The following is a 25,677-nucleotide window of genomic DNA, read 5'->3' as shown; positions in this document are numbered from 1 at the left end:
ATTGTTAGCCAACAGAGGTTGTGTGCCGCCCTAGGGCGGCACATCTTGTTTTTGAGCAACCCCATCGGCTTGCATTCACAAAAACGCGGAGATTGTTATGAAATCCACCCTTCTTGCTGCTGCTTTGGCCGTTTCGGCGACTGCTTCGTTTGCCAGCGCTGAGAAATACGTGCTGGACCCCAGCCACAGCCAGGTTCTTTTCAGCTATGACCACCTTGGGTTTTCGACCACCTATGGCATGTTCTCGGGCTTTGAGGGCGAGATCATGTTTGATCAGGAAAACCCTGCGGCGTCCAGCGTCAGCGTTTCGATGCCAGTCATGGAGATGTTCACCGGCTGGAAGCCGCGCGAAGATCACTTTATGACCGAGGATTTCTTCGGCGCTGCCGAGGGCGATCTGATCACTTTCACTTCGACCGGTATCGAGGTGACGGGCGACGACACCGCCAACATCACCGGCGATTTGACCATGAATGGCGTCACCAAATCCGTTGTTCTGGACGCCAAGCTGAACAAAGCGGACAGCCACCCGATGGCCAACAAGCCTTGGGCCGGCTTCAACGCAACGACAACTTTGGTTCGCAGCGATTTCGATCTGGGTCAGTTTGCACCGTTTGTCGGTGACGAAGTTCAGGTTCAAATCTCGATAGAGGCCCAAAAGGCCGACTAAAGCCCACATTGCTAAAGACGAAGCCGCCGGTGAGCATTTCACCGGCGGTTTTTTGTTGAACCGTCCTTATTCCGCGTGGATAGCCCTAGGATCATTCCGCGCGGGTAGCTGTAAGGTCGACGGAAACAGAGACGGCAAAACCCAGGGATTCCTCGGTGGGCTGTGACGTGCCGACATCAAATTCCAAGCGGTTCAAATCAACCGAGCCAGACATTACGGCTGTTTCACCCTCAACATCCAGCGAGAAGGGCAGCACGATATCAATCGTTTTGTCGCGAATTGTCAGGGGGCCGCGAGCTTCAAACCCGGTTTCGGTCCTGAAGAGGTCAGCAGTGAATTGAGCAGTGGGGAATTGCGCCGTATTGAAGAAATCGGCACCCATGGCCTGCTCGGTAACTGTACCAAGATTGAGCGAGCCAATGGCAATGGTGACGTCCACTGATCCCGCAGGTCCGACTTGCGCCGGGTCGTCGAATGTGATGGCCGCCGTCCAGTCTGTAAAGGAACCGGTGACGGGGCTGCCCAGTTGCGAGATCGTAATCGACAGAGTGCCTGTCTGAACTTGCCAGTCCGATTGAACCTCGGCCAGTTCGATGTCGGCGTCTCCAGCTTCCCGAGCGAATTCACCCGTGACCCAACCGCCCGTCAAAACCATAGCCCAGACCGCCAAAGCGGCAACTGCGGGAACGAGAGAATGGTGTTGTCGCGGGGGTTCAGGCGCATCCGAACGTCCTGGCAGCATTCTGCGCAACGTGCTGTCTTTATCGACGACATGGTGTTTCAACGCGCCAGCGATGTGCAGAATCAGAGAACCGACCAAAACCCACATGAACAGCCAATGAAGCACGCCTGTAACCTCGGCCAGTACGTCGGACTTGGGAACAAAGGGCAAGTTTTGCCCAAAAGGCCATAGGATCGGAGCAAAGCCTTCTGTTGCGGCGTGGTGAACCCACCCGCTGAGAGGAACAAGAACCAAGGATCCATAAAGAAGCCAGTGAACGGTCTCTGCGGCGAAGGCCTCGGGCTTGTTTTCGGCATTCAAAAGGCCGGGCTTTGTTTGGGTGAGGGCCCACAGGATACGCGCCAATGCGACGAAGAACACTGCGATCCCGACTGTTTTGTGCAGCGAAAAGACGCGCGCTGCGCGGGCGATCTCGGCTTCGGTTGGTGCGGTGTCTGCGTGAAGAACCGCATATGCAAGGTTGTCTGCGACCCAGCCGAGCGGCAAGGCCGTCAGGATCAGCAGGGCTGTGAGCCAGTGAAACGTCTTTGCAACGCTTCCGTAGCTGGAAAAGGAATTGGTCGCGGCCATGGGTCGTGGACTCCGAGATTCTTGATCTTGTCCAACGTAAAGCTGACAGAATGAGACACAAGTAAGCGCGGGCGCACAGCAACAGTGCCAGAATGCAGAACGCAGGCAGCGCTTGTGCCAGACGAGCAGTCAGTTTACACCCCGCCGCAACCTAACAGCATGCATGAGGTTGCAATGACACTCGCGTTCGTTTTTCCGGGGCAGGGCGCCCAGACAATCGGTATGGGCAAAGCGCTGGCCGAGGCTTACCCGGCGGCGCAAGCCATCTTTGATGAGGTGGACGACGCTCTGGGTGAGAAACTGAGCAGCCTGATCTGGGATGGCGATATCGCTGAGTTGACGCTGACACAGAATGCGCAACCCGCGTTAATGGCAACGTCAATGGCCGCAATGCGTGCCTTGGAGGCCGAGGGTGTTTCAATCAGCAAGACCGCTTTTGTGGCGGGGCACTCGCTTGGTGAATATTCCGCTTTGGCCGCTGCTGGAGCGTTGTCGGTTGCCGACACCGCGCGCCTGTTGCGCACGCGCGGGCAAGCCATGCAAAGCGCCGTGCCCGTAGGCGAGGGAGCCATGGCCGCTGTTCTCGGGTTGGACCTTGAAGCGGTTCGCGCCGTTGCCGAAGAGGCCGCGCAGGGCGAGGTATGTCAGGCGGCCAATGACAACGACCCAACCCAGGTTGTTGTGTCCGGTTCAAAAGCCGCCGTTGAGCGTGCAGCTGAGATCGCCAAAGAAAAAGGGGCTAAACGTGCAGTTATGTTGCCTGTAAGTGCTCCATTTCACTGTGCGCTGATGCAACCTGCTGCAGATGTAATGGCGGAAGCCCTTGCTGCAGTCGAAATTAAGGCACCTGCAGTGCCGTTGGTCGCCAATGTACGCGCTGAGGCGGTCAGTGACCCTGATTTGATCCGTCAGTTGCTTGTCGAACAAGTGACGGGCTCGGTGCGCTGGCGCGAAAGCGTGCAGTACATGGCTGCGCAGGGTGTGACTGAGACATGGGAGATTGGCGCCGGTAAAGCACTCTCTGGAATGATCCGTAAAATCGACCGTGCCATCGCCGGCAAAGCTGTGGGTGCGCCGGAAGATGTTCATAAGGCCCTTCAGGCCGAATCGTAAGCTGAATGCGCGTCTTTGCCGACGCACCAAGAGGGAAACTGTATGTTTGATTTGACAGGTAAAAACGCACTGATCACTGGTGCGTCAGGGGGCATCGGTGGCGACATTGCACGTGCACTGCACGGCGCGGGTGCAACGGTTGGGTTGTCCGGTACACGGGTCGAACCGCTGCAAGCCCTTGCTGATGAGCTTGGCGAGCGTGCACATGTACTGCCTTGTAATCTGAGTGATCCCGAAGCTGTGGAGGCGCTGCCGAAGCAAGCGGCCGAGGTGATGGGATCGGTCGACATTCTGGTCAACAACGCCGGTATAACGCGCGACAATCTGTTTATGCGTATGTCAGACGAGGAATGGCAGAGCGTCATTGACGTGAACATGACCTCGACCATGAAACTGTGTAAAGGCGTGATCCGGGGCATGATGAAGGCCCGATGGGGGCGCATCGTGAATGTCTCGTCCATCGTGGCGGCTATCGGTAATCCGGGGCAAACTAACTACGCCGCTTCAAAGGCCGGAATGATTGGTTTTTCCAAGGCCTTGGCCCATGAAGTTGCAACGCGCGGTATCACCGTAAATGCCGTGGCGCCGGGTTTCATCACAACGGCAATGACAGAAAAGCTGAGCGAGGATCAGAAAAAGGGTTTGTTGACCAAGGTTCCGGCGGGCCGCATGGGCGATCCCAGAGAAATTGCTGCGGCGGTTCTGTACCTCGCAAGCCCCGAAGCAGGCTATGTCACCGGAAGCACCTTGCATGTGAACGGCGGTATGGTCATGTTGTGATCGCATCAGGGGCGAGCGCGAAAGCGTTTGCCTCTTGCGTCGACTATGCTATAGGCGGCGCATCTATGCGGGGCCGGTCTTTCAGGTCGGCCTTCTACTTTCCCGGTTTCCCGGGACCCAAACCGCCCGAAACGGGCAAATCAAAGCCAACCCGTGCGGGCAAGGGCAGAATCGGGCAGACCGCCCTGTAAAGGAATGAGGAATAGATATGAGCGACGTCGCAGATCGCGTTAAGAAGATCGTTGTTGAGCACCTGGGTGTTGAAGAAGATAAGGTCGTTGAAAACGCGTCCTTCATCGACGATCTGGGCGCAGACAGCCTGGACACTGTTGAGCTGGTTATGGCCTTCGAAGAAGAGTTCGGCATCGAGATCCCCGATGACGCAGCCGAAACCATTCAAACATTCGGCGACGCGGTTAAGTTCATCAGCGAAGCGTCCTAAGCGTTTCTATCTGATCAAAAGCGGCGCTTCCGAGCAACGGAGGCGCCGTTTTTTTGTGCCCGATCAAATTTCGGTCTTGCGTGGTCATTTTCCACTGCGCACTGTTTCCATTGAGGCAAAACTCAAAGTGGACAGGGCATGATAAGATCCACTCCAATGATAAATACCGCGCGTTTGACGCTTTGCGCCATGCGCCCCGAGGATTTTGAGCGGTTCGCCGAAATCTGGCGTGACCCTTGCGTCGTTCAGAATATTGGCGGGACGCCACGGTCACGTGGCGAAGCGTGGGATTCGTTTCTGCGAAATGCTGGGCATTGGCAAATGGCCGGATTCGGCCAGTGGGGCGTAATGCAGCAGTCAACGCGTACGCTGATAGGGCAGGCAGGGTTCTTCTACGGCAACCGACGTATGGGGGAGGATTTTGACGGTTTCCCCGAAGCCGGTTGGATCCTAGCCCCCGAAGCTCAGGGCCAAGGGTTGGGATATGAAGCGGCCAAGGCCGCCCATGATTGGTTTGATCGGGTGATTCCCGGACCTTTGGTTGCAATGGTGAACGCGTCGAATACGTCTTCGCAGAAGCTCGCGAAAAAGCTGGGCTATGTTCTGATCCGTGAAGGGGTATATAATGAAACCCCGGTGCATTTGTTGCGGCGCAACGGACCACCCGCCCGCGCGTAATTCCGCCAGTTCGCCTATATGCCGCAAAATGGCCAAACTGTGCCGATCCCGGTAAATCGGGTTTGGAATGTGTGATCTATGCTGCCGGGGATTTTCAGAGCGATTGAGCGGAGGAGCAAGCTCATGAGGATTTACCCCACGATGGAACTGCAGAACGGCCGGTGTGTCACGCTGGATAAAGGCCGTCTGGATAACGCGATGATCTGGCATGTGAATCCGGTTGAAACCGCGCGGGGCTGGGCCGAGGCAGGTGCCGAATGGATGCATCTGACTGATTTCGACGCGATTGAAGGCAAGGACACCAACGCCCAGCTGATTGAGGAAATCATTCGAGGAGCAGAGATTCCCGTGCAACTGGCCGGCGGTATGCGCACACGTGAACAGGTCGAATACTGGATCGACAAAGGGGTGGGGCGTGTCGTTATCGGCACGTTGGCCGCGCTGGAGCCGAATCTGGTCAAAGAACTGGCCAAGCTCTATCCGGATCAGATCGTGCTGTCTGTCGACGTCTGGCAGGGATTTGTCATGACGGATGGCTGGCGTAACCAGAGCGCCTTTACACCCGAGGCATTTATTGACGCGTTTGAGGGCGTTCCGTTTGCAGCGATTGTCGTCACGGATATCGATAGCGACATGGAAGATGTAGACGCGCAGCTTGGTTTGATTTCCGGGATCGCCGGGCATTCCCGGACCCCGGTGATTGCAAGCGGAGTCGTGCGCACGGCGGACGATATATCCCGTCTGGCCTATATCCCGAACATTTCGGGCGCAATTGTCGGGCGGGCGCTGTTCCGCAAGTCGCTGGAATTATCAGATGCTCTGGAGATGGCTAAGGCCGCACATGAGCCAGTGGCGCAGTTCCAATAAGCCGAATAAACAAACCATCCCGCCCTTTCTGCTGCGCGCGTGAAAGGGCGGGTACTGTGTTTTCCTTAAAATACGCGTTTCTCTGGGTGATCGGCGGCTGGATGCCGGTTCGGAAATCGCCCTTGCTCTTGCCCCCGGACCCCGGGCCGGGGTATGAGCGGTTCTCATAACAGGAAGCAGGCAAGAGGCACTTCATGCGCAGAGTCGTTGTAACCGGTCTTGGATTGGTCACTCCTTTGGCCAGCGGGGTCGAGGAAACATGGTCGCGGTTGCTGGACGGGGAATCCGGCGCAGGCCCCATCACGCATTTCGACGCTGAGGCAAGCGGGGTCACGACGACCTATGCCTGCGAGGTGCCGCGCGGGGATGGTACCAACGGAACGTTCAATCCTGACGATTGGATGCCGCCGAAAGAACAGCGCAAGATCGAAGACTTCATCCTGTATTCGATTGCGGCCGCGGAAATGGCCTGCAAGGACGCCAACTGGTTGCCGGAGGATGAGGAAGACCGTCTGCGAACAGGTGTTCTGATTGGTTCGGGTATCGGCGGGTTGGGCTCGATTGCCAACACCGCTAATCTGATCCGCGACAAGGGTCCGCGACGGGTGTCACCGTTCTTTATTCCGGGTGCTCTGATCAATCTGGCCTCGGGTCAGGTGTCGATCCGCCACGGTTTCAAAGGGCCGAACCACTCTGTTGTGACCGCATGTTCGACTGGTGCCCATGCGATTGGCGATGCCAGCCGTATTATCCGCGCGGGTGATGCGGACGTCATGGTTGCAGGTGGCGGCGAAGGCTGCATCTGCGAGATCGGGATTGCAGGTTTCAATGCCTGTAAGGCGCTGTCGACGAAATATGCAGACGACCCGAAGAAAGCCAGCCGTCCCTATGACGTCGACCGCGACGGGTTCGTCATGGGCGAGGGTGCGGGCATCGTGGTGTTGGAAGACTACGAACACGCAAAAGCACGTGGAGCCAAGATTTATGCCGAAGTTCTGGGTTATGGCATGTCGGGTGATGCGTATCACATCACCGCGCCGTCAGAGGATGGCGATGGGGCCGAACGTTCGATGAAGGCCGCGCTGCGCAGTGCCGGGCTGGAGCCGAAAGATCTGGACTATATCAACGCGCATGGCACCTCGACCATGGCGGATACGATTGAGTTGGGTGCTGTGGAACGCCTGCTGGGCGATCATGCGTCAAACGCCACAATGACATCGACAAAGTCAGCCACTGGGCACTTGCTGGGGGCTGCGGGCGCGATTGAGGCAATTTTCTCGATTCTGGCAATCCGTGATCAGGTTGCGCCGCCGACGATCAACTTGGACAACCCGGCGGTCGAAACACCGATTGATCTGGCACCGAATGCCAAGCGCGAGCGTGAGATCAACGTGGCTCTGTCAAACTCGTTCGGGTTTGGCGGTACCAATGCCAGCGTGATCTTTGGAAAGGTCAGCTAAATGTGGCGGGCCATTGCTTCGAATGCTCTGACCATGTTGGTGGTCGGCTTGTTCCTGATGGGCGGACTGATCCTTTGGGGGCAATCTCAATACAAAGCGGAAGGCCCGCTGGAAACCGCGATCTGCCTACAAGTCAGAAGCGGATCGAACATGACGCGTGTCAGTCAGGAACTGCAAGAGCAAGGCGCGATTAGCAATGCGACGCTGTTCCGGATGGCAGCGGACTACACCGACCGCGCGCAGCAGCTGAAAGCCGGTAGCTTTCTGGTGCGCGAAGGCGCGTCGATGGAGCAGATCATCGCTGAGATTACCAGCAGCGGTGCCAGCACCTGCGGATCCGAGATCGAATACCGCATCGGCGTGAACCGTGCCCAGACACGGGTGCGCGAGCTGAACCCCGCGACGTTGGAGTTTGATGAAATCGCGTCTTTCGATGCGTTGGAGGAAGAGGCGCCAGAAACCTATACCGAAAAACGCAACGAGGCCGATACCAGGTATCGTGTGTCGTTGGCCGAAGGCGTGACCTCGTGGCAGGTGGTTGAGGCGTTGAAGTCCTTCGAGGCGCTGGCCGGAGAAGTGACTGAGATTCCGGCCGAGGGGATGTTGGCCCCAGACAGCTATGACATTGTGGCCGGTCAGGACCGCAATGATGTCCTGCAAGCCATGCAAGATAAACAGCAGCTTCGGATCAATGCGGCCTGGGAAAACCGTCAGGATGGCTTGCCGCTGGAAAGCCCCGAAGAGATGCTGATCCTTGCTTCGATCATCGAAAAGGAAACCGGAGTTCCCGAAGAGCGTGGTCAAGTAGCCAGCGTGTTCGTGAACCGCCTGAATCAAGGGATGCGGTTGCAGACGGACCCGACGGTCATCTACGGCGTGACCAAGGGTCAGGGCACTTTGGGTCGCGGTTTGCGTCGCAGCGAGTTGAATCGCCCAACGCCCTGGAACACGTATCAAATCGATGGGTTGCCGCCGACCCCGATTGCGAACCCAGGTTTGGCAAGTCTTGAGGCTGCTGTTGCGCCGGATGACACCAGCTTTGTGTTCTTTGTGGCCGATGGTACCGGTGGTCATGCGTTTGCAGAGACGTTGCAGGAGCACAATCGTAACGTAGCCAAGTGGCGCGAGATTGAAGCCGAGCGGAACTCGGGGAATTAATCCGAACCTTAAACGCTTTCAAAAGAAACGCCGACGTCAGAGGGTTGTCTGACGTCGGCGTTTCATTTTGAATTCGGTGTGGGCGCTACGCAGCAGGACGCCTGCGGCGGGGACGTCGACCTTTTGACCCTGAAGGTTTGCCAGCACCATTTGCCGGTTTGGGCTTGAACCCCCGGCGGCGGTTGTTCTGGCGACGCGCCGGTTTTTGAGTTTCTATCCTTTCGGGCATGGAGCCGCTTGCCACTGGAATTTCGATCTTCATCAGCTTCTGAATCTGAAGCAACAAATCGACTTCTTCCGGAGAGCAGAAGGCAATAGCCTCACCTTCGCGCCCGGCACGGGCTGTGCGGCCGATACGGTGGACATAATTATCTGGCACTTCGGGCAGGTCGAAATTGATGACATAGGCAACACCGGGGATATCGATACCACGGGCTGCGACGTCGGTGGCCACCAGGACATTGACCTCGCCTGCGCGAAACGCCTTGATCGCGCGGTCGCGTTGCCCCTGGCTTTTGTTGCCATGGATCGAAGCGGCGTTGTAGCCGTCGGCCACCAGTCCCTTCATCAACCGCTCGGCCCCGTGTTTAGTGCGCGAAAACACCAGCGTTAGGGCATTGCTGTCTCGTGAGAGAATCTCGCGCAGTTTGGCTGGTTTTTCGGGTTTTGAGACGAAATGCACGGACTGAGTAATTTTATCGGCGGCCTTGCCCGGAGGCGAAACCTGCACCCGTTGTGGGTTATTCAGATAGGCTCGGCTGAGTTCTTCCATTTGCTTGGGCATGGTCGCGGAAAACAGCATGGTTTGACGCGGCGTTCCCAAAGCGGGTGCAATGCGACGCAATGCGTGAATAAAGCCAAGATCAAGCATCTGGTCTGCCTCGTCCAGCACGAGATGCCGGACTGCGCCGAGGTCAACCGCGCCTCGGTCCATTAGGTCAATCAAGCGACCGGGGGTTGCGACCAGAATATCAGTGCCACGGGACAGGAACATGATCTGCTTGTTGATCGATTGTCCGCCCACAACGGTCGCCACACGCAGCTTGGAGCCTTTGGTTAGGACGCGCAGGCTGTCGGCGATTTGGTTCACCAGTTCGCGGGTCGGTGCAAGGATCAGCGCTTTGGCTGTCTTTGGATCAGGTTTTCCCGGCTGAGCCAGCAGGTGGTCGATCAGAGGTAGGCCAAAGGCCAGTGTCTTGCCTGTACCAGTTTGGGCCAGTCCGAGGATATCGTGCCCATTCAGCGCCAGCGGAATGGCTTGATTCTGGATCGGGGTGGGTTGTGTGAAATTGGCGCTTTTCAGTGCTTTGTTGAGTGTGGGGGCAAGGCCCAGCATGTCGAAGTCGAACAAAAAATTATCCTTATTGTCCGGAGCTATCGCCCACGGACAGATCGTGACGGGTCGCATGTGGCGACCAGCAGGGTTGTGCGAGACCTCGGGACGGGCAGGCGCACCCTGCGCTATCCGGTCGTCGCGTCAAGAACCCTGCGTGATGGGGAACTGTAATGTGGATCGGGCGCTGTAGGGCGGAAGAGGTCCGCGCAAGCTCACGCAGCAGCGCTTTGATTGGCGGCAAATGGGGGTTGAGGGAAGGATTGTCAAGCTAGCATTTGTAAATGGAGCCATGCGTTGGCAGCGAGGGTGTCAAATTTAACGCGTTTCTTAGCCCGGTTTTGAGTGACGTCCTGAAGCAAGAGGGTGGTTTTGATGGTTTTTCAACGAGAGCAGTATTCGCGAAGCAGCTATGCTGGGGGCTGAAAGTCTTACTTCTGCGTACGCTCCCTGTTGCGTTCGTGTTGCGTAACTAATTGACATTGCGAACTTAAATCCATATAAGTTGTGTCATGCTAGAAGAAGTGGGCAACGGCCACGGGGAAACCCAGCGGCCGTTTTTCGTTTCTCTCGTGCGGAGAAAACTCACGCATGAGGTCACAGGCAAACATGACTTTGATTACCCCGGAAGAGCGGATTTCCCAGACGGCTGATTTGTTGCAGTCGCTTGAGAGGTCCATTCGCGATCTGCGGCAAGCGGCGGAAGACCTGCGCAAACAGATCGGTGCCGGGGAGGATGCAGATCTTGCTGGTTCAGCCAGGCAACTCGGGCAGTTAGAGGGGCTGATCCGAAGTTGTCAGAAAGTGGAGACAAGCTTTGTCGAACAACATCACAGACAAGCCGGAATTGCCCAAGGGGGGTACGCGCTCGACCTTGAGCGCGCTCGATTTGAAATCGGGTGCAGGTTGGCTCGCCTCCGCCGATGCTGCGGTGCGGGAGAGATTTCTGAGTGAGATCGGGGAGGGGGGGCTGTGTGCCCTCCCTTTCCTGTTCGAGTTCTGGGCGCTGCCGCATCAGTTGCCGCCCGAGGGCGATTGGCGGTCATGGGTGATCATGGGCGGGCGCGGCGCGGGCAAGACGCGCGCCGGGTCTGAATGGGTGCGGGCGATGGTTGAGGGGGCCAAGCCGTTGGATCGTGGCGAGGCCAGTCGCGTGGCGTTGGTTGGCGAGACCTTCGATCAGGTGCGCGATGTGATGATCTTTGGCGACAGTGGAATTTTGCAATGCTCGCCGCCGGACCGGCGGCCTGTGTGGAAGGCATCGGAGCGCAAGTTGATCTGGCCCAACGGGGCCGAGGCGCAGGCGTTTTCGGCGCATGACCCGGAGGGGTTGAGGGGACCACAGTTTGATGCGGCCTGGGTGGATGAGCTGTCCAAGTGGAAAAAAGCCGGGGAAACCTGGGATATGTTGCAATTTGCGTTGCGGTTGGGAGAGCGGCCTCGGGTCTGTGTGACCACGACGCCGCGCAATGTGAAGGTTTTGAAGGATTTGTTGGCCTCGCCGTCCACGGTGCAGACCCATGCGCCGACGGAGGCAAACCGTGCCAATCTGGCGGAGTCGTTCTTGCAGGAAGTGCGCGCGCGATATGCGGGCACGCGGCTGGGGCGGCAGGAATTGGACGGGGTGTTGTTGTCGGATGCTGAGGGTGCGTTGTGGACGGGATCGATGCTGGATGCTGCGCGGTGTGCGCAGGTGCCCGAGCTGGACCGTGTGGTGGTGGCGCTGGACCCGGCGGTGACATCCGGTTCAGGCGCGGATGCCTGCGGGATCGTGGTTGTTGGCGCTCAGGTGCAGGGAACGCCTGAGGAGTGGCGCGCCTATGTGCTGGCTGACCGGACGGTGCAGGGCGTTGGTCCGGCGGGCTGGGCGCAGGCGGCGATTGACGCGATGGACGAGTTTGGGGCCGAGCGGCTGGTGGCCGAGGTCAATCAGGGTGGGCAACTGGTAGAGGAAGTCGTGCGGCAGGTGGACCCTCTGGTCCCTTATCGCGCAGTACGGGCGTCACGCGGCAAGGCGGCGCGGGCCGAGCCTGTGGCGGCGTTGTACGAGCAGGGACGGGTGCGCCATGTGGCCGGTCTGGACGCGCTGGAGGAGCAGATGTGCCAGATGACCGCGCGCGGGTTCGAGGGGCAGGGCTCGCCCGACCGGGTCGACGCGCTGGTCTGGGCGCTGCATGAACTTGTGGTGGGGCCTGCCGGGGCTTATCGGCGGCCTCGGGTGCGGGCGCTCTAGCGTTCCGCAGCCCAGAGTAGATGCCATAAATTGGCGAAACGTGGTTCTATCGAGCGGGTACAGATAGAATTGTCCAGTGTCGCGCGTGAGCTATCACTTGCGCGCCTTCGCTTTGCCTGTCGCTGAGAGCGCCGCGTTCATGCTTTGGGCAAGCAATCAAAATAGATCCGTCATTGACTGGTTCGCGGATTTCTCGATTTTCGCTTATGATTTGGCAAACGTCTTCCGGTGTGGGGTAGGGTCTGACCGGATTTAAGCCTGACGTGCCCGCTTCGGTATAATTGAAAGTTGTTGGCTCCGCGTCGTAGTCCAGATTTGGTCCGAAACACCCAGACGTTGTAAAAAGCAAGACTGGTACCATTGCTTTGGTCAAATTCATAAAACCTCACTGTATTCTAAAAACTATTACATTGTAAATTCAGGAGTATTCGAGCGGATTCTTTGCGTCTAGATTGAAAGATAAGAGTAATTTGGTTTTTTGGTGAGCTTCCTGGGTGCCCCCAAATCCATTTGTGTCTAGTCAACTATCTGTTGCCCCACCCCCGTACGCACCATTCCCAAGCCTTAAACTTCTTTCCGTCATAAATCCTTTCAACAAGCCGGGCAGAGCGGCGGCAGAAAGGAGCACAGATGGTATTCGATTTCTTGCGTCGTGGATCGGCTGGTGAGACACCCGAGGCGAAGGCGAGCGCGGCGGGCCCGGTGGTGGCGTGGCAGACGGGCGGGCGCGTGGCGTGGAGCCCCAGGGATGCGGTATCGCTGACGCGGACGGGGTTTTCGGGGAACCCGGTGGGGTTTCGATCCGTCAAGCTGATTGCCGAGGCGGCGGCGGCGTTGCCCTTGGTGTTGCAGGATCAGGCGCAGCGGTATGAGACACATCCGATCCTGTCGTTGATGCGCCGTCCGAATGCGGCTCAGGGACGGGCGGAGTTGATGGAGGCGCTGTTCGGACAGTTGCTGCTATCGGGCAATGCTTACGTTGAGGCGGTGCAGGCCGATGAGAGCCTGCCGGTTGAGCTGCATGTGTTGCGATCCGACCGGATGAGCGTTGTTCCGGGGGCGGATGGCTGGCCCAAAGCGTATGATTATGCGGTGGGTGGCAAGAAGCACCGGTTTGCTGCGGAAAGTATCTGCCATATCAAGTCGTTCCATCCGCAGGATGATCATTATGGGTTCTCGCCGATGCAGGCGGCGGCGATGGCGGTTGATGTGCATAACAGCGCGTCGCGGTGGTCGAAATCGCTGTTAGACAATGCGGCGCGGCCCTCGGGGGCGCTGGTGTGGAAGGGCGATGGCCATGGGGTGATGGCCGAGGATCAGTTCCGGCGTTTGTCGGATGAGATCGAGCAGAACTATCGCGGGGCGCGCAATGCTGGTCGTCCGATGGTTCTGGAAGGGGGGCTGGATTGGAAGCCGATGGGGTTCTCTCCGTCCGATATGGAGTTTCAAAAGACCAAGGAAGCCGCTGCCCGCGAGATCGCGTTGGCCTTTGGGGTCCCGCCGATGTTGCTGGGGATCCAGGGCGACGCGACCTATTCGAACTATCAGGAGGCCAACCGGGCGTTCTATCGTCTGACCGTGCTGCCCCTAGTGACGCGGGTGGCGGCGGCGGTGTCAGAGTGGCTGGCGGGGTTTACCGGCGAGGAGCTGGTGCTGAAACCCGATTTGGATCAGGTGCCTGCACTTTCGGTGGAGCGTGACGCGCAATGGGCGCGGGTCAACGGGGCTGATTTCCTGACAGATGCCGAGAAACGCGCGTTGTTGGGGTTGCCGGAGCGTGCTGATGACTGACGGGTATCCCTCGTTTGAATGCGCGCCGGGCCTGCGTTTGGCCGCGCATGAGCGGGTGGCCGAAATCCAGCACGCGCATCTTTGTCGGCGGTTGGATCAGATTGAAGAAATGATGGAGCGGCTGGAGCGTCGGTTGTGGCTGACGGTCTACGGGGTGGCCGCCGTGATCTTGGCGCAGGCGTTTCAGTCATTCCTTGCGGTAACACCTTAAGATCAGTTTGTTACATGGAGAAGTTCATGGATTTGGAACATAAATTCGCGCGGTTCGGAGACGGGTTGTCGGTGTCCGAGGACGCGATGATCGAGGGCTATGCGAGCCTTTTCGGTCAGGTCGATCAAGGCAGTGACGTCGTGCAGCGCGGGGCGTATCGGGCTTCGCTTGAGGGGCTCAAGGTTGCGGGTCAGCGGGTCAAGATGCTGTGGCAACACGACCCAGCGCAGCCCATCGGTGTCTGGGACGAGGTACGCGAGGACGACAAGGGCCTGTGGGTCAAGGGGCGCCTGCTGGAAAGCACCCAGAAGGGCCGCGAAGCGGCGGAGTTGATCCGGGCGGGCGCGATGGATGGCCTGTCGATTGGCTATCGCACCAAGCGGGCTTTAAAGAATGACAAGGGCCAGCGGGTCCTGACCGAACTGGAGCTTTGGGAGGTGTCGCTGGTGACATTCCCGATGCTGCCCAGTGCGCGGGTGTCGGCCAAGGGGAGCGACCCTGAGGCTGAGAGCACCTGGCGCAGAATTGCCGAAGTGTTCGACAGCGCTCGGCAGGAGCTGGCGCGGACCTAGCGCGCCTCAAAACCCATCCAAAAACAGGACATGCTGATGAGCAAGACCGAGACCCCGGCCTTGACCGGAGAGGGTGCGCCCCTGGTTCAGGAGGTGAAGCAGGCGATGGCTGGCTTCGTGAATGAATTCAAGGGCCTGAAAGCTGAAGTTAAGACAAAATTGCAACAGACAGAAGAGCGACTGACCATGCTGGATCGTAAATCAACCATCGCGGCACGCCCGCACCTTGCGGCCTCGAACGAAGACGGTGCCCCACACCAAAAGGCATTTGACGCCTATGTGCGGTCTGGCGAGGATGACGGCCTGCGCGGGCTGGAGATGGAAGCCAAGTCGCTTTCGACGGCTGTTAACAGCGACGGTGGGTATCTTGTTGATCCACAAACCGCGGAGACCATCAAATCGGTTCTAAACTCGACGGCTTCGATCCGCTCGATTGCGTCAGTGGTGAACGTTGAGGCGAACTCGTTTGACGTGCTGATCGATCACACGGATGTCGGTGCGGGCTGGGCGGATGAAAACGCGGCCGCGGCGGAAACCGGCTCCCCTTCCATCGACCGCATCTCGATTCCGCTGCACGAGCTGAGCGCGTTACCCAAAGCGTCACAACGTCTGTTGGATGACAGCGCGTTTGACGTCGAGGGCTGGCTGGCCGGTCGTATCGCGGACAAGTTTGCCCGTGCCGAGGCTTCGGCATTTATAAATGGAGACGGTGTCGACAAGCCGAAGGGCATCATGATTCACCGAGCTGTGTCCAACGACAGCTGGTCCTGGGGCAGCCTTGGTTATGTCGCGACCGGGATCGATGGGGGCATTGACGCTGATGCGATTGTCGATGTGGTTTATGCGTTGGGCGCGCAATACCGGGTCAACGGCACTTTCGTTATGAACTCGAAAACCGCTGGGGTGATCCGCAAGTTGAAAGACGGCGATGGCCGTTTCTTGTGGTCGGATGGTCTGGCGGCCGGTGAACCTGCACGACTGATGGGGTACCCGGTGCTGATTGCCGAGGATATGCCGGATGCGGCGTCCGATAGTTTCTCGATCGCCTTTGGCGACTTCCAGGCCGGTTACACCATTGCCGAACGCCCCGATATGCGCGTGCTGCGTGATCCGTTCAGCGCCAAGCCGCATGTCTTGTTCTATGCGACCAAACGTGTGGGCGGCGACGTAAGCGATTTTGCTGCAATCAAGCTGGTGAAATTCGGCACTGCCTAAGCGGTGGCGGATCCGGGGGGCCGCCGGCCCCTCGGGCGGCGGGCGCGGGCCGGGGTGAGATCCCCCGCGTTGTCTAGCTGCTCCCCTCCGTCCGAGCAACGTGGGGCGGCGCGTGCCCGTCATTTTCCAGGAATGCGGCCCCGGAGGGGTCCGAGATTGCGGAGTGAATGGATGATATTGATCGAAGAAACCGCCATCGCGGATGCGGCGCTGCCGGTGGATCAGTTCAAAGCGCATCTGAGGCTGGGTACAGGCTTTGCTGAAGGCGATGTGCAGGATGAAGTACTCAAGGGGTTCTTGCGTGCGGCGATCGCGGCGATTGAGGCGCGTACCGGCAAGGTTCTGATTGCGCGGGATTTTTCGTGGAGCCTGAATGGTTGGCGGGATTCGTCGGGTGAAGTTTTGCCGGTTGCACCGGTGATCTCGGTGCAGGCGGTGACAGTGACTGACACACAGGGTACTGAAGCGGCCGTCGATGCGGGTACCTATCAATTGGAACGAGACGGTTAGCGACCGCGCGTGCGTCCTAGGGGTTCAAGCTTGCCTGCAATTGCAACGGGCGGTTCTGCAAAGATCAGCTTTGTTGCGGGGATGGCGCAAGATTGGGGCGGGCTGCCTGCCGATTTGGGTCAGGCGGTTCTGCTGTTGGCTGCGCATTACTACGAGTACCGCGATGAAACTGCATTGAGCGCGGGTTGTATGCCTTTTGGCGTCACAAGTTTGATCCAGCGCTATCGCATGGTGCGTTTCGGTGCGGGAGTGGCGCAATGAATCTACCGCATCTGAACCGCAGATTGATGCTGGAAGCCCCGATACGAAGCGCGGATGGATCGGGCGGTTACATCCAGACCTGGGCTGCACTGGGAACGTTATGGGCAGAGGTCACAGCGCGCAGCGGGACAGAGCGCCAAATCGCTGGGGTGTCAGTTTCGAGGGTTGGGTATCGCATTGTCGTGCGTGGTGCCCCGGAGGGATCTTCCATGCGTCCTGCGCCTGATCAACGGTTTCGGGAAGGCAATCGCCGCTTTGTGATCCGTGCTGTGGCAGAGCGCGATCCACGCGGACAGTACCTGACCTGTTTCGCGGATGAAGAGGTGGCAGCATGAGCTATGGCGTGTCAGCAGCCCTGCAAGCGGCCGTGTATCAACAGTTGTTGGGGGACATCGCGGTCAGCAATCAGTCTGGCGGCGCAATCTATGACGCGGTGCCCGCCGGTGTTGTGCCGCAGACCTATGTGACCCTTGGACCGGAAGAGGTGCGCGACGCGTCCGACCGCTCGGGTGCGGGCGCGATTCATCGATTTACGGTTTCGGTCGTGTCCGAAGCGGCTGGGTTTGGCGTAGCGAAGACCCTGGCGGGCGCGGTTTGCGACGCTTTGGAAGGTGCGCCATTGACGTTGGATCGCGGCCATTTGGTGGGCTTGTGGTTCGAACGCGCCCGCGCACGGCGCACAGGAACTGGCGGCACGATCCGCCAGATCGACCTGAGATTCCGCGCCCGCGTGGAAGACGATTAAGCAATCAACGGAGAGAACACATGGCTGCCCAGAACGGAAAAGACCTTTTGGTCAAAGTGGATATGAACGGAACGGGACTGTTCCAGACGATCGCTGGTTTGCGCGCAACGCGGATCAGCTTCAACGCCGAAAGTGTGGATGTCACCAGCCTGGAAAGCCAGGGCGGGTGGCGCGAGCTGTTGTCGGGCGCGGGGGTCAAGTCGGCCTCGATTTCGGGCTCGGGGGTTTTCAAGGACGCGGGGACAGATGAGCGCGCGCGACAGTTGTTCTTTGATGGTGAGACGCCCGGCTTCCAGGTGATCATTCCTGATTTCGGCGTCGTTGAGGGGCCCTTCCAAGTAACCAGCATCGAGTATGCAGGGTCGCACAATGGTGAAGCGACTTATGAGATGAGCATGGCAAGTGCCGGCGCTCTAACCTTTACGGCGCTTTGATCAGATGGCCAATCCGTGGACGGGCGAGGTGACGTTGACCATCGATGGAGAGCGGCGGGTGCTCAAACTGACGCTGGGTGCTTTGGCGGAACTGGAGCAAGAATTGAACGCGGGGTCGTTGGTCGAATTGGTGCAGCGGTTTGAAGGTGGGGCCTATTCCAGCACGGATGTCTTGGCCCTGATCGTCGCCGGTTTGCGGGGTGGAGGCTGGGACATTTCCCGCACTGATCTGCTTCATGCCGAAATAGAAGGCGGCCCCATGGCTGCGGCGAGAACCGCAGCCGAGCTGCTGGCGCGGGCCTTCATGGTACCGGAGGGCGCATGAGTGGCTTCGACTGGCCCGCCCTGATGCGTGCCGGGTTTCTGGGCTTGCGTCTGACCCCGGAACAGTTCTGGCGTCTGACCCCGGCCGAGTTGCGGCTGATGCTGGGGCAGGGTGCCGGAATGTCCGCAATGAACCGGGCGGGGTTGGACGCGCTGCTGGCGGCCTATCCGGACAAGACACAAGGAGAGCGTAATGACGGATCGTGACGGGTTTGATGACCTGCAAGAACGGGGAGAGGCGCTGGGCGACTCTCTGGTCGATGCTGCAACCATGGCAGCAGCGTTCGATAGCCAGATGAAGCGCATAAGCGCCGCGTTTGAGGAAACCGGCAAGGATGTCGCGACACTGGAACGTGGGATGTCCAGCGGACTGCGCAAGGCATTCGACGGCGTTGTGTTGGATGGAATGAACCTGTCGGATGCGTTGGATGTTCTGAAGAACTCTTTGATCCAAACGGCTTATGCGGCTGCGATCAAGCCTGTCACGGACCATTTCGGTGGAATGTTGGCGAATACAGTCGGTGGATTGGTGAAGGGCATCCTGCCCTTTGCTGATGGTGGCAGTTTCAGCCAGGGCCGGGTGATGCCTTTTGCCAATGGTGGTGTCGTCAGCAGCCCGACCATGTTTCCCATGCGTGGTGGCACCGGACTGATGGGCGAGGCGGGGCCCGAGGCGATCATGCCGCTGGCAAGGGGTGCCGACGGCAAGCTGGGCGTCCGCACACAGGGCGGAGGGCGTGCCGTGAATGTGGTGATGAATATCACGACGCCCGACGTACAGGGGTTCCGCAGATCTCAGGGGCAGATCGCCTCGCAGATGAGCCGTGCTTTGGGGCGTGGCAATCGAAACAGATAAAACAGGGAGCATGTCATGAATTTCCACGAGGTAAGGTTTCCCGCCAGTTTGAGCTTTGGCTCGGTCGGCGGTCCCGAACGGCGCACGGACATCGTGACGTTGGCCAACGGGTTCGAAGAACGCAACACCCCTTGGGCTCATTCCCGTCGCCGTTATGATGCGGGGCTGGGAATGCGATCATTGGACGATATCGAAACGCTGATTTCGTTCTTCGAGGCGCGGCAGGGGCAGATGTTCGGCTTCCGGTGGAAGGATTGGTCGGATTTCAAGTCCGGCAAGGTCACGCTGGATGTCGATTTTTCGGATCAGGTGATCGCCCAGGGCGATGGCGTCACCACCGAGTTCCAACTGATCAAAACCTACAGCTCGGGCGGGGTCAGCTATGCGCGCCCCATTGTCAAACCAGTTCTGGGCACCGTGCGTTTGGGGGTGGATCAGGATGAAATCCGCGAGGGCGTGGATTTCGATGTGGATCTGGCGACCGGCAAGATCACTTTTGCGGATCCACCTCCGGAAGAAGTTGATATCACCGCCGGGTTTGAATTTGACGTGCCGGATCGGTTTGACACCGACAAAATCCAGACCAGCGTTGCCAGTTTTCAGGCCGGCGATGTTCCAAATGTTCCTGTGGTCGAGGTGCGTGTCTGATGGTCGGGGATATTCAGGGCCTGCATGCGCATTTGCAAAGTGGGATGACAACAGTGTGCCGGTGCTGGGCGATAAAACGCTTGGATGGGCAAGAATACGGTTTCACCGATCATGACATGGAGCTGGTGTTTGAAGGATTGACCTTCAAAGCCAGTTCAGGGCTGACCGCGACGGCCATTGAACAGGCCACAGGCCTTTCAATTGACAATACCGAAGCCATGGGTGCGCTGTCGGATGCTTCTATTCGAGAAGAGGATATCGACGCCGGGCGTTTCGACGGGGCCGAGGTTCGGGCCTGGTTGGTAAATTGGGCCAATCTGGAACAGCGTGTATTGCAGTTCCGAGGCTCTATGGGCGAACTGCGGCGCGCGGGTGGCGCGTTTCATGCTGAATTGCGCGGACTGACTGATTTGCTGAACCGGCCTTTGGGACGGATTTACCAGAAGCCCTGCACGGCTGTTCTGGGGGATCAGAATTGCCGGTTCAACATGGACTCGCCCGGGTACTGGATTGATGGCGCAGTCATCGGCTTTGATGGCGGAACTGTATTGTTGGTGAACGGCGGAGAAACCATCGCAAACGGTTGGTTCGACCGCGGCCGGGTCGATGTGGTGTCGGGTCCTGCAAAAGGGCTGTGGGCCTCGATCAAGCGAGACCGGCAAACAGGACGCGGGCGCGAGATCACGCTGTGGTCAGGGTTTGGCGAAAACCTGGTCGCGGGCGACTTGGTCCGACTGCGGGCAGGGTGTGACAAACGCATGAAGACCTGTCGGTCGAAATTCAACAACATTCTGAACTTTCAAGGTTTCCCGGATCTTCCTGGGGAGGATTGGGTGATGGCTGTTCCCAAGAAAGGCAAAGCCAACAACGGAGGAAGCCTACGGTGACACTCAAGAAACAGGACATTGTCGCTGAGGCACGCAGCTGGGTTGGAACGCCATATGTCCATCAGGCTTCAACCAAAGGAGCAGGTACGGATTGCCTGGGTTTGCTGCGTGGTGTGTGGCGTGCCCTGATCGGGCAAGAGCCCGAAGCCGTTCCGATCTACAGCCTGGATTGGTCCGAGCCGCAAGGGGAAGAACGCATGTGGGCGGCCGCGCAGCGGCATCTGGTCGAAAAACCGGTCTCCCGGTTCGCACCCGGAGATGTGCTGTTGTTTCGGATGCGCGAGGGTAGCGTGGCCAAGCATCTGGGCATTGTCAGCGCGACGCAGCCCACCCCGCGTTTCATTCACGCGTATTCCCGTCGCGGTGTTGTCGAGAACGCTCTGAGCGTCCCGTGGCAGCGCCGGGTCGTTTCCTGTTTTGAATTTCCGTTGGAGGAGCTCTGATGGCTACCATTCTTCTTTCTGCAGCCGGCGCCGCACTGGGCGGTTCGATCGGTGGTACGATTGCTGGCTTGTCGACGGCCATCATTGGGCGGGCCGTGGGCGCCACGATCGGACGGGTGATTGACCAGCGTTTCTTCAGCCAATCTGTCATGGGAAGCGGCAGCGAAGTTGTCGAAACCGGGCGGATGGACCGCTTTAGGCTCACTGAAACGGGCGAGGGCGCACCGGTCAGCACGGTGTTCGGGCGCATGCGCGTAGGCGGTCAGGTTATCTGGGCCTCGGATTTCCTGGAAACGCAAACATCGACGACCGAGGGGGGCGGTGGCGGTGGTAAAGGAACGCCCAGCACACCCGAAGTCACAACCATCTCATACAGCTACTCGGTTTCGTTGGCTATCGCGGTCAGCGCGGGCGAAATTGCGGATGTGGGACGTGTGTGGGCGGATGGTGAAGAACAAGAACGATCCGGCCTAAATATGCGGGTCTACCATGGTACGCAAAATCAATTGCCCGACCCGCTGATTGAAGCCATTGAGGGCGCAGGTACTGTACCGGCGTATCGGGGAACGGCCTATGTGGTCATCGAAGATTTCCCGCTTGCCGCCTTTGGTAACCGCGTGCCGCAGTTTTCATTTGAAGTCGTACGGCATGCACAGCGTGACATGCCCGATCATGACAGTGCGGTCTCGCAGCTCGTACGGGGGGTCGCAATGATCCCCGGAACCGGTGAATACACATTGGCGACGTCACAGGTGAACTTTAAGAACAAAGGGAAAAGTTGGGCCACCAACGCGCATTCAGCGTCTGGAATGACCGATTTTCTGGCTTCGACGCGCGCTTTGCGAACTGAACTTCCCAATTGCGATGCCGCATCTTTGGTTGTGTCTTGGTTCGGCGACGATCTGCGGTGCAACGCTTGCCAGATACGTCCCAAGATTGAGCAAAACAGCCTAGATAGCAGAGACATGCCGTGGGCTGTGTCGGACCGGAATCGAGGCAATGCGGGCGTTGTGGCCAAGGAAAATGGCCGCCCGGTCTATGGTGGAACACCCGCGGATGCAGCAGTGGTTGAGGCGATCCGCCATCTGAACAAGACCGGCAAAAGGGTCATGTTCTATCCATTTATTTTGATGGAGCAATTGAAGGATAACGGGTTGCCGGATCCATGGTCTGACGCGACAAACCAGCCACATTTGCCGTGGCGGGGGCGGATCACGCTGGACGTGGCGCCTGGGCGTGCCGGGTCACCGGATCAGACAGCCGCAGCAGATGCTCAGGTGGCTGCGTTCTTTGGAACAGCGCGGGCGCAGGACTTTACGATCAACCCCGAAGCACTTGACCCGGACAATGACTCTGATCGCGACACACTTACGCCGCCATTGCTTGGAGGGCGTGCGGATGATCAAGGGCGAGGAGAGCTGATTTGGTTCGGCGAAAACGGTTTGTTAGCGGGGCTTGGCGTTGGCGAAGAACCTATTATTGCAAAGGAAATCATCTCGTATTCAGGCCCACAGGAATGGAGCCTGCGCCGCTTCATTCTGCACTATGCCATGTTGTGCAAAGCCGCGGGTGGTGTGTCGTCTTTTTGCATATCCTCAGAAATGCGTGGTCTGACGCAAATACGCGGGGCATCTGGCTTTCCCGCCGTTGCGCAACTGCGAGCCCTGGCGGCAGAAGTCCGTCAGATTCTGGGCCCGAATACGAAGATCAGTTATGCAGCGGATTGGTCCGAGTATTTTGGCTATCAGCCTGAAGGCAGTGATGACAGGCATTTTCACCTCGATCCACTGTGGGCAGACGACAACATCGACTTCATAGGCATTGACAATTACATGCCGTTGTCCGATTGGCGCGATGGTGAGAACCATCTGGACGCCCAGGCCGGTGCCCCGTCTATCTACGACCTGGATTATTTGCGCAGCAACATCGAGGGCGGGGAAGGGTATGACTGGTATTACGCCTCGCCCGAAGAGGCCAATGCACAGATCAGAACTCCCATCGAAGACGCAGCGCATGGCGAGGCATGGGTGTGGCGTTACAAGGATCTGCGCAACTGGTGGTCGAACCCCCATCACGAGAGGATCGATGGGGTGTGCCAACCCAACCCAACGGTTTGGGTGCCGGGTTCAAAGCCGATCTGGTTCACCGAACTAGGCTGTGCAGCAATTGACAAAGGTACCAACCAGCCCAACAAGTTCCTGGACCCTAAGTCTTCGGAATCGCTGTTGCCTGCGTATTCGAACGGATTGCGGGATGATTTCATTCAGGCGCAATACCTGACGGCGACTCTTGGGTATTGGAACGATCCCGCAGTCAATCCTGTGTCACATATCTATGGCTCTCGGATGCTGGACTTGGCGAACGCTTACGTCTGGGCCTGGGACACTCGTCCATTTCCTACGTTCCCCAATCTGCAAAGACAGTGGGATGATGGTAAGAACTATGCCCGTGGGCATTGGCTGAACGGGCGGTCCGGATCGCGCACGCTTGCATCTGTCGTGACCGAAATATGCCATGGGGCAGGTGTGACGGATATTGACGTCTCGCGGCTTTATGGCGTGGTTCGGGGATATGTCATCGAAGATGTGACCAATGCGCGATCTGCGTTGCAGCCTTTGATGCTGCGGTATGGTTTCGACGCGATCGAACGGGACGGTCAATTACGGTTCCAGATGCGCGACGGCTACGGTGCGGTCACGCTGGACTCCGATCATCTGGCTGTAAGCAGCGATCTGGAGGGTACGCTGGAACACAGGCGCGAGGCCGAAGCCGAAATGACCGGGCGGGTTCGTCTGCGATTTGTGCAGTCAGATTCCGACCATGAACTGGTTGCCGAAGAAGCCGTGCTGCCCGAAGATAAAACCCATGCTGTGTCCGTGAACGAAATGCCCTTGTCGATGACACGCACGGAAGGCCGTCAGACAGCCGAAAGATGGCTCAGCGAAGCTCGGGTTGCGCGTGATACTCTCAGGTTTGCATTGCCACCTTCGCAATTGCATCTGGGGGCGGGGGACCTGGTTCGGTTATCGGATGCTGAAAACAGCCCTATCTATCGCATCGACCGTCTGGAAACATCTGACTTGCAATTGGCCGAGGCGGTCCGGGTTGAACAAGGCGTCTATAAAGCGTCGGAATTGAAAGATGACAGGCCGACAGTCAAACCCTATGCCGCGCCAACGCCTGTATTGCCGATCTTTCTGGATCTGCCGTTGATCACCAGGGCGGAAACGCCGCATGCTCCGTATCTTGCCGTGTCGGGCGATCCTTGGCCTGGTGCCGCTGTTGTTTACTCTTCGTCCAGTGACGAATCGTACACTTTAAGCGACATCATCCAAAGGCAGGCAGTTGTTGGCACCACGGAAACACCACTGCACCGCGCCAAAACGGGGGTTTGGGACGAAGGCCCCGCGCTGCGGGTCAAGCTTGTCTCGGGTCAATTGGAATCGCGTACGCGCGGATCGGTTCTGAATGGCGTTAACCTGGCGGCCATCGGTGATGGGTCGCCCGGTAATTGGGAGGTATTCCAGTTCTCTGACGCGACCCTGGAAGCGCCCGGTGTTTATGCCCTGAGCGGCCGTCTCAGGGGGCAACTGGGTACGGATGCGCTGATGCCGGATGTCTGGCCGGATGGGTCCGTGTTTGTGTTGTTGAACACGCAGATCCAACAGATCAACTTGCGACGCAATGAACGTCGAATGGCCAAGCACTATAGGATCGGCCCGGCAAACCGACGCTATGATGACCCGTCTTTCCAACATCTGATCGCCTCGTTTGATGGTAACGGACTGCGCCCTTACGCTCCGGCGCACTTGAGTGTGCAATCCAGCTTATCCGGTGATGCATTTAGCTGGATACGGCGCGCGCGTCTTGACGCTGACGATTGGTCGGGATTTGAGATTCCATTGGGCGAGGAAAGCGAATCTTACCTTGTGCGCATCCGTGCCAATGGCACCTTGATGCGCGAAGAACTCATCGCCGAGCCGTACTGGACTTATTCTGCGTCCATGAAGGCGGCGGATGGGGTCACTGGCGCGTACGAGCTTAATGTGGCGCAGGTGTCGGCGATCTATGGCCCCGGTTTGTCGTCGCGTTTGACAGTGGGGCTGGTGATCTGATGCGCCCAGTCCTGCACGGAGATGTCAGCGCAGCGGCGCGCGCGTTGCTGACCGTGCCGCAAGCGGAACGGACCCGTCTATGTGTTCGGATGATCCATGAGGCGGAACTGGCCGACGAGCATCTTAAAAACACCGGGCGGCTTCATCCCATTCACGGCAACGGCTCTCTCATGGCCGTTGCTCGCAACAGAGCCCTGGCAGATGAGCCAGGGTTCGACAACTTGCAATATTGCCAGTGTTTTGAAACGGTTTTGCACCATCTGTCCAGATTTCTGATCACCCGGCAGCGCAGCTAACGCATTTGCTGGCAGCCAAGTCCAAAGACAACCGCCCATCCGGGATACGATCGCCGCAATCTTCGCAATACCCGTACTCTTCCTCCTCAATCCGTACCAAAGCGGCTTGAAGCCGGCTCTTTTCAATGTCGCGGTTGGCCTGCTGTGCTTTTGCCATCGCCTGGTTTTGCAAGGCGTCCATTCGGCTCAGCCGCCCAATAGCCTGCTGATCCAATTCGACCACCGTCTGCGCCTTTAGGGCTGACGCAGAAAGCTGCTCAAGCTCGGCCAGCCGCTCGCGAATTTTTGTTTCGAAATATGTGCTTTCGAACTCATTCATTTTT

General features: G+C 58.4%; 27 protein-coding genes and 1 pseudogene. 25 read left to right on the top strand and 3 right to left on the bottom strand.

The window, feature by feature from the left end:
- Positions 1-97: 97 nt before the first annotated feature.
- Positions 98-670: a YceI family protein gene (locus GOV89_RS06200; protein ID WP_171234510.1), complete on the top strand. Its 573-nt coding sequence runs from the start codon at positions 98-100 to the stop codon at positions 668-670.
- Positions 671-761: 91 nt separating this feature from the next.
- Here GOV89_RS06200 and GOV89_RS06195 read toward each other — a convergent pair whose 3' ends face one another.
- Complete coding sequence (locus tag GOV89_RS06195) at positions 762-1,982, bottom strand: cytochrome b/b6 domain-containing protein (RefSeq protein ID WP_171237792.1); 1,221 nt, start codon at positions 1,980-1,982, stop codon at positions 762-764.
- A gap of 174 nt (positions 1,983-2,156) precedes the next feature.
- Between GOV89_RS06195 and fabD the strand changes: the two genes are divergently transcribed.
- The 7 genes from fabD (at position 2,157) to mltG (ending at position 8,480) form a co-directional block, all read left to right on the top strand.
- Entirely contained in the window at positions 2,157-3,095 is a 939-nt protein-coding gene (gene fabD, locus GOV89_RS06190; RefSeq protein WP_171237791.1) for an ACP S-malonyltransferase, read from the top strand.
- Positions 3,096-3,137: 42 nt separating this feature from the next.
- A complete protein-coding gene (gene fabG / locus GOV89_RS06185; protein ID WP_171234507.1) occupies positions 3,138-3,875 on the top strand; it encodes a 3-oxoacyl-[acyl-carrier-protein] reductase in 738 nt (245 codons plus the stop codon).
- A gap of 208 nt (positions 3,876-4,083) precedes the next feature.
- Positions 4,084-4,317: an acyl carrier protein gene (locus GOV89_RS06180; protein ID WP_050602116.1), complete on the top strand. Its 234-nt coding sequence runs from the start codon at positions 4,084-4,086 to the stop codon at positions 4,315-4,317.
- Positions 4,318-4,455: 138 nt separating this feature from the next.
- On the top strand, positions 4,456-4,995 hold the full coding sequence (locus tag GOV89_RS06175; protein WP_171179607.1) for a GNAT family N-acetyltransferase: 540 nt from the start codon (positions 4,456-4,458) through the stop codon (positions 4,993-4,995).
- A 123-nt stretch (positions 4,996-5,118) separates the two neighbouring features.
- Entirely contained in the window at positions 5,119-5,862 is a 744-nt protein-coding gene (locus GOV89_RS06170; protein ID WP_171237790.1) for a HisA/HisF-related TIM barrel protein, read from the top strand.
- Between the two features lie 194 nt (positions 5,863-6,056).
- Complete coding sequence (gene fabF, locus GOV89_RS06165; RefSeq protein ID WP_171237789.1) at positions 6,057-7,322, top strand: beta-ketoacyl-ACP synthase II; 1,266 nt, start codon at positions 6,057-6,059, stop codon at positions 7,320-7,322.
- The gene (gene mltG, locus GOV89_RS06160; RefSeq protein WP_171237788.1) at positions 7,323-8,480 is read left to right on the top strand and encodes an endolytic transglycosylase MltG; all 1,158 of its coding nucleotides are present in this window, start codon (positions 7,323-7,325) and stop codon (positions 8,478-8,480) included. It begins immediately after the preceding gene.
- An 85-nt stretch (positions 8,481-8,565) separates the two neighbouring features.
- On the opposite strand, the gene GOV89_RS06155 is transcribed toward mltG, so the two are convergent.
- Positions 8,566-9,831 carry a DEAD/DEAH box helicase gene (locus GOV89_RS06155; RefSeq protein WP_171237787.1) on the bottom strand — a complete coding sequence of 422 codons (1,266 nt, stop codon included), beginning with the start codon at positions 9,829-9,831 and terminating at the stop codon, positions 8,566-8,568.
- 871 nt (positions 9,832-10,702) lie between these two features.
- Between GOV89_RS06155 and GOV89_RS06150 the strand changes: the two genes are divergently transcribed.
- The 17 genes and pseudogenes from GOV89_RS06150 to GOV89_RS06065 all read left to right on the top strand — a co-directional run bounded on the left by GOV89_RS06150 (position 10,703) and on the right by GOV89_RS06065 (position 25,354).
- On the top strand, positions 10,703-12,046 hold the full coding sequence (locus tag GOV89_RS06150; protein ID WP_253284440.1) for a DNA-packaging protein: 1,344 nt from the start codon (positions 10,703-10,705) through the stop codon (positions 12,044-12,046).
- A gap of 630 nt (positions 12,047-12,676) precedes the next feature.
- Positions 12,677-13,837: a phage portal protein gene (locus tag GOV89_RS06145; protein WP_171237786.1), complete on the top strand. Its 1,161-nt coding sequence runs from the start codon at positions 12,677-12,679 to the stop codon at positions 13,835-13,837.
- Complete coding sequence (locus GOV89_RS06140) at positions 13,830-14,048, top strand: hypothetical protein (RefSeq protein ID WP_171237785.1); 219 nt, start codon at positions 13,830-13,832, stop codon at positions 14,046-14,048. Before GOV89_RS06145 ends, GOV89_RS06140 begins: the two co-directional genes overlap by 8 nt.
- Before the next feature lie 26 nt (positions 14,049-14,074).
- Positions 14,075-14,620 carry an HK97 family phage prohead protease gene (locus tag GOV89_RS06135; protein ID WP_253284436.1) on the top strand — a complete coding sequence of 182 codons (546 nt, stop codon included), beginning with the start codon at positions 14,075-14,077 and terminating at the stop codon, positions 14,618-14,620.
- A 36-nt stretch (positions 14,621-14,656) separates the two neighbouring features.
- On the top strand, positions 14,657-15,835 hold the full coding sequence (locus GOV89_RS06130; RefSeq protein ID WP_171237783.1) for a phage major capsid protein: 1,179 nt from the start codon (positions 14,657-14,659) through the stop codon (positions 15,833-15,835).
- Positions 15,836-16,006: 171 nt separating this feature from the next.
- Positions 16,007-16,606: pseudogene (locus tag GOV89_RS06125) on the top strand (head-tail connector protein).
- Positions 16,603-16,941 carry a phage head closure protein gene (locus GOV89_RS06120; protein WP_171237782.1) on the top strand — a complete coding sequence of 113 codons (339 nt, stop codon included), beginning with the start codon at positions 16,603-16,605 and terminating at the stop codon, positions 16,939-16,941. Before GOV89_RS06125 ends, GOV89_RS06120 begins: the two are co-directional and overlap by 4 nt.
- The gene (locus tag GOV89_RS06115; protein WP_171237781.1) at positions 16,938-17,351 is read left to right on the top strand and encodes a DUF3168 domain-containing protein; all 414 of its coding nucleotides are present in this window, start codon (positions 16,938-16,940) and stop codon (positions 17,349-17,351) included. The genes GOV89_RS06120 and GOV89_RS06115 overlap by 4 nt, the downstream gene beginning before the upstream one ends.
- 20 nt (positions 17,352-17,371) lie before the next feature.
- Positions 17,372-17,785 (top strand): phage major tail protein, TP901-1 family, encoded by a 414-nt coding sequence (locus GOV89_RS06110; RefSeq protein WP_171237780.1) that lies wholly within the window; start codon positions 17,372-17,374, stop codon positions 17,783-17,785.
- Between the two features lie 4 nt (positions 17,786-17,789).
- Positions 17,790-18,110, top strand: a complete 321-nt coding sequence (locus tag GOV89_RS06105; RefSeq protein WP_171237779.1) for a gene transfer agent family protein — start codon at positions 17,790-17,792, stop codon at positions 18,108-18,110.
- The gene (locus GOV89_RS06100; protein WP_171237778.1) at positions 18,107-18,316 is read left to right on the top strand and encodes a rcc01693 family protein; all 210 of its coding nucleotides are present in this window, start codon (positions 18,107-18,109) and stop codon (positions 18,314-18,316) included. The genes GOV89_RS06105 and GOV89_RS06100 overlap by 4 nt, the downstream gene beginning before the upstream one ends.
- Positions 18,303-18,965, top strand: coding sequence for a phage tail tape measure protein (locus GOV89_RS06095; protein WP_171237777.1), 663 nt, complete (start codon positions 18,303-18,305; stop codon positions 18,963-18,965). The genes GOV89_RS06100 and GOV89_RS06095 overlap by 14 nt, the downstream gene beginning before the upstream one ends.
- Before the next feature lie 15 nt (positions 18,966-18,980).
- Complete coding sequence (locus tag GOV89_RS06090; RefSeq protein WP_171237776.1) at positions 18,981-19,613, top strand: DUF2460 domain-containing protein; 633 nt, start codon at positions 18,981-18,983, stop codon at positions 19,611-19,613.
- Positions 19,613-20,500, top strand: a complete 888-nt coding sequence (locus tag GOV89_RS06085) for a DUF2163 domain-containing protein (protein ID WP_171237775.1) — start codon at positions 19,613-19,615, stop codon at positions 20,498-20,500. The genes GOV89_RS06090 and GOV89_RS06085 overlap by 1 nt, the downstream gene beginning before the upstream one ends.
- Positions 20,497-20,943 (top strand): NlpC/P60 family protein, encoded by a 447-nt coding sequence (locus GOV89_RS06080; RefSeq protein ID WP_171237774.1) that lies wholly within the window; start codon positions 20,497-20,499, stop codon positions 20,941-20,943. The genes GOV89_RS06085 and GOV89_RS06080 overlap by 4 nt, the downstream gene beginning before the upstream one ends.
- The gene (locus tag GOV89_RS22765; protein WP_254451499.1) at positions 20,943-25,058 is read left to right on the top strand and encodes a glycoside hydrolase/phage tail family protein; all 4,116 of its coding nucleotides are present in this window, start codon (positions 20,943-20,945) and stop codon (positions 25,056-25,058) included. Before GOV89_RS06080 ends, GOV89_RS22765 begins: the two co-directional genes overlap by 1 nt.
- Entirely contained in the window at positions 25,058-25,354 is a 297-nt protein-coding gene (locus GOV89_RS06065; RefSeq protein WP_171179643.1) for a hypothetical protein, read from the top strand. Before GOV89_RS22765 ends, GOV89_RS06065 begins: the two co-directional genes overlap by 1 nt.
- Here GOV89_RS06065 and GOV89_RS06060 read toward each other — a convergent pair.
- The gene (locus tag GOV89_RS06060) at positions 25,335-25,673 is read right to left on the bottom strand and encodes a TraR/DksA C4-type zinc finger protein (protein ID WP_171237773.1); all 339 of its coding nucleotides are present in this window, start codon (positions 25,671-25,673) and stop codon (positions 25,335-25,337) included. The genes GOV89_RS06065 and GOV89_RS06060 overlap by 20 nt on opposite strands.
- Positions 25,674-25,677: the final 4 nt, after the last annotated feature.

It is taken from the genome of Ruegeria sp. HKCCA5763 (assembly GCF_013034545.1).
GTDB lineage: Bacteria > Pseudomonadota > Alphaproteobacteria > Rhodobacterales > Rhodobacteraceae > Ruegeria.
The sequence above is the reverse complement of the archived record's forward strand: the minus strand, read 5'-3'. Positions and strand labels throughout refer to the sequence as shown.